Annotated in this window: 1 protein-coding gene; it reads right to left on the bottom strand. The window is 74.9% G+C overall.

Annotation, left to right across the window (positions count from 1 at the left end; all coding sequences use genetic code 11):
* The coding region (locus ACIQ8B_RS32850) for a condensation domain-containing protein (RefSeq protein ID WP_403551983.1) at positions 1-4,357 on the bottom strand (4,357 nt) is incomplete at both ends.

Genomic DNA, 4,357 nt, shown 5'->3' on the forward strand with positions numbered 1-4,357 from the left:
CCGGCGATGTACAGCTCCCCGGGCGCGCCGGGCGGCACCGGACGCAGCCGGCCGTCGAGCACATAGGCGCGCATGCCGTCGCGGGCGCGGCCGATGGGAACGCTGCCCGGCACCCGGGCCGCGTCGCGCAGGGTGTGCTGGGTGGCGAACAGGGTGATCTCGGTCGGGCCGTAGATGTCGGTGACGGCCGTGTCCGGGCACGCGGTCAGGACACGCCGCACGGACGCCGACGAGACCACGTCTCCGCCGGTCAGCACCTCGCGGACGCCGGCCAGGCAGCCGGGGTCCTCCTCCGCCACCACGCGGAAGAGCCCGGCGGTCAGCAGCAGCGAGGTCACACCGTGGGTGCGGAGGGTACGGGCGATGGTGGGGACGTCGAGGTCACCGGGTGGCGCGACGACGACCTCGCCGCCGCCGAGCAGGGGCATCCACAGCTCATAGGTGGACGGGTCGAAGCCGTACGGCGAGTGCAGCAGCACCCGGTGCGGGCGCGCGTCGGCACCGGACGCGGCACCAGTGCTCCAACGGCGGTCGGTGGCCAGGCTCACCACTCCGCGGTGGGTGATCTCCACGCCCTTCGGCTCGCCGGTGGAGCCGGAGGTGAACATCACGTAGGCGGCGCTGTCCGGCAGGACGCGCGGGGCGGGCACCTGGACGGCTGCCTCCTCCGGTCGGTCGTCGTCGCCGATCACGACCTCGTGCTCGACGCCGGGCAGTCTGCCGGCGGCCGTGCTGCCGTCCGTAATCACGACGCGGCATCCGGTCAGCCGTGTCATCGAGGCGAGCCGGGCCTCGGGCAGTTTCCCGTCGAGGGGCACGTAGACCGCTCCGGCCCTGAGCACTGCGAGGACCGCCGTCACGACCTCGGGCGAGCGCTCCATCAGCAGCGCGACCCGCTCCTCCGGGACGACGCCCAGGGACAGCAGCCGCGCCGCGAGCCGGTCCGCCCGCTCGTCCAGTTCGCGGTACGTGCGCACGCCGCCGTCCCAGCGGACGGCCACGGCCTCCGGCGTCCGCGCCACCTGTGCGGCGAACGCCTCGGCGACGCTCGTCGCGGGTCTCACCGAGTCCGCGTCGACGTCGTTCCAGTCGGTCAGGACGCGGTGCCGCTCCTCGGCCGTGAGGACCTCGACGGTGCCGGACGGGCGGGCGGGGTCGTCGGCGAGCGTCCGGAGCAGGGCGAGGAACCGTCCGGTGAGCGTGTGCGCGGCCTCCTCGGTGAGGAGGTGCGGCATGTAGTGGAGCCGCAGCCACAGTCGGTCGTCGTCGCGGAGTCCGGCGGCGAGGGTCACCGGGTAGTGGGTCGCGTCGTGGACCTTCGACCCGCTGACGGTGAGGCCGGAGGAGGGGACGGCCCCTTCGGCGACCGGGTAGTTCTCGAAGACGACGAGGCTGTCGAAGAGCCGCGGCAGGCCGGACAGCCTGTTGATGCGGCTCAGGCCGACGTGCTGGTGGGCCAGCAGCTTCGACTGGGCGTCCTGGACGCGCAGCAGGAGATCGGCCAGCCGTTCGGCCGGATTGAGGACGACCCGGACCGGGAGGGTGTTGATGAACAGGCCCGCCATGGTCTCGATGCCGGGTATCTCCGGCGGACGGCCGGAGACCGTCGTGCCGAAGACCACGTCGTCGCGGCCGGTCAGCCGGGACAGCAGCAGCGCCCAGGCGCCCTGCACCAGGGTGTTGACCGTCAGGCCGCGGTCGCGCGCCAGCCGGCGCAGCGCCGTCACGGTCGGCGCGGGAAGGTCCGCGCCGATCCTCGCGGGCACGCCGGGTGCGCCGGCGACATCGGTCGGGGCGTCCGGGACCAGCAGGGTCGGCTCCTCGACCCCGTCGAGCGCGTCCGCCCAGGCCCGCTCGGCCGCCTGCCCGTCCTGGGCGGCGAGCCAGGCGAGGTAATCGCTGTAGGGAGTCGGCGGCGGCAGTTCCGCGCCGACGCCACCGGCGTACAGGGTGAAGAGTTCCTTCGCCAGGACGGGCACCGACCAGCCGTCGAACAGGATGTGGTGGTTCGTCAGCACCAGGCGGTGGCGGGTGTCTCCCAGGCGGAGGAGGGTGAGGCGCATGAGCGGTGCCTGCGCCGGGTCGAGGCGCTGTGCGCGCTCCTCGGCGGCCGTCCGGCCGGCCTCCGCCTCCGCGTCCGCCTCGGGCAGGGCGCGCAGGTCGACGGTCCGCCAGGGCAGTTCGGGGTCGCGGACGATCACCTGGACGGGCACGCCGGCCGTGTCGGGTACGAACGCGGCCCGCAGGTTGGCGTGCCGGCGCAGCAGCGCCGTCCACGCCTCGCGCAGCGTCGCCCCGTCCAGCCGTCCTTCCAGATCGAGTTCGACCTGGGCGGTGTAGACGTCGGTCCCCTCGTGGTCGTAGACGGCGTGGAAGAGCAGGCCCTCCTGGAGCGGGGAGAGCGGCAGGACGTCCTCCAGGCCGGGGTAGGCGGCCTCCAGGGTCTCGACCTGCTCCTGGGTGAGCGCCGGTACGAGGGGGAAGTCGGACGGCGTGTGGCCGCCGTTCTCCGCGCCCGTGTCCGCGAGGATCTCCAGCGCCCGCAGCCACCGCTCGGCCAGGTCCCGCACCTCCGCCTCGTCCAGCAGCCCGCCCGCCCACGCGAACGTCGCCGACAGCACCGGCCCCTCGGGGCCGTCCTTCGCGATGGCGTTGATGTCGAGCGCGTGCGGCAGCGGCGTCGTCGGACCCTCGAGGCCGCCCGGCCGGTCGAGCGGCGTCCAGTCGGCCGCGGATCCGGGGGACGCCGACACGGAGACCGTACGGCCCAGGTAGTTGAAGCCGATCTGGGGCTCGGTGAGCGCGGCCAGGGCGTCCGCGGTGCCGGTGTTCAGGCGGCGCAGCAGGCCGTGGCCGAAGCCGTCGCCGGGGACCGCCCGCAGTTGCTCCTTGACCCGCTTCACCGCGTCCGCCGGGTCGTCCCCGGAGCCGGTGACGTCGAGCCGTACGGGGTGGACGCGGGTGAACCAGCCGACGGTACGGGAGAGATCCACGTCCGCGCCGACGCGGTCGCCGTCGCGGCCGTGGCCCTCCAGGTCGATCAGGACTCCGTCGGCGGCATCGGCGCCGCGCGCCTCGCGCCACTGGCGCACGGCGAGGGCCAGCGCGCCCAGCAGGACGTCGTTGACGCCGCCGTGGAAGGCGGCGGGGACGGACGACAGCAGCGGTGCCGTGCGGGTCTCCGGCAGCGTCACCGTCAGGTGGCGGGCGGTGGCGGTGGTGTCCTGCGACCGGTCCAGCGGGCGACGGCCGAGCGGAGGCTCGTCGGCGCCCGCCAGGTCCGTCCAGTACGGGAGTTCCGCCAGCAGCGCCGGGTCCTGCGCCCGCTCGGTGAGCAGCCGCGCCCAGCGCCGGAACGACGTGCCCACCGGATCGAGCCGGACCGGCTCACCCGCCGCCACCGACTCCCACGCCTGCCGCAGGTCCGGCAGCAGGATGCGCCACGACACGCCGTCCACCGCGAAGTGGTGCGCCACGATCAGCAGCCGGCCGGAGTCCTCCGGCCCCGCGTCGAACCACACCGCCTGCACCGTCACGCCCGACTCCGGCGCCAGCCGCGCCACCGCCGCCCGCGCCTCCTGTGCCATGTCGGCACCGGCCAGGGACACGCGGCGCACGCACCGGCTGGCGTCCACGGACCCGCGCTCACCCACCTCCAGCGCCCCGTCCGCGTCCGCGGGAATCCTCAGCCGCAGCGCGTCGTGGTGGTCGAGCAGCGCCTGCACGGCCGCCGTGAGCCGCTCCTCGCCCAGCCCCGCCGGGACCCGGAGCAGCACCGACTGCTGGAAGCCCTCCACGGTGCCCCGCCAGTCCCGCAGCCAGCGCATCACCGGAGTCGGCTCCACCGGGCCCGTGCCGTCGTCCTGCGCCGTGTCCCCGGCCGTGGTGCGGGGACCGTCGGCGTCGCGGCACACGTGTGCCAGGGCGGCGGGTGTCTGCCGCTCGAAGACGTCGCGCGGGGCGAGCACCAGACCGGCCCGCCGTGCCCGGCTGACCAGCTGGATCGACATGATGCTGTCCCCGCCCAGGGCGAAGAAGCCGTCGTCCGCGCCGACCCGTTCGACGCCCAGCACGTCCGCGAACAGGTCGCACAGCAGTGCCTCCCGCTCCGTGCGGGGCTCCCTGCCCCGGCCCGCCTCCTCCGGGCGCGGCACCGGCAGGGCGGCCCGGTCCAGCTTCCCGTGCCGGGTCAGGGGGAGTTCGTCCAGGACGAGCAGGGTGCCCGGGAGCGCGTACTCCGGGAGTCGTTCGGCGAGGGCCGCCCGGAGTGTGCCGGTGTCGGGGACGCGGCCTGGTTCGGGCACGACGTAGCCGGTGAGGTGTTTGGCGCCGGAGGGTGCCTGGTGCACCAGGACGA

Origin of the sequence: Streptomyces sp. NPDC096105 (assembly GCF_044763335.1) — a bacterium.
Lineage (GTDB): Bacteria > Actinomycetota > Actinomycetes > Streptomycetales > Streptomycetaceae > Streptomyces.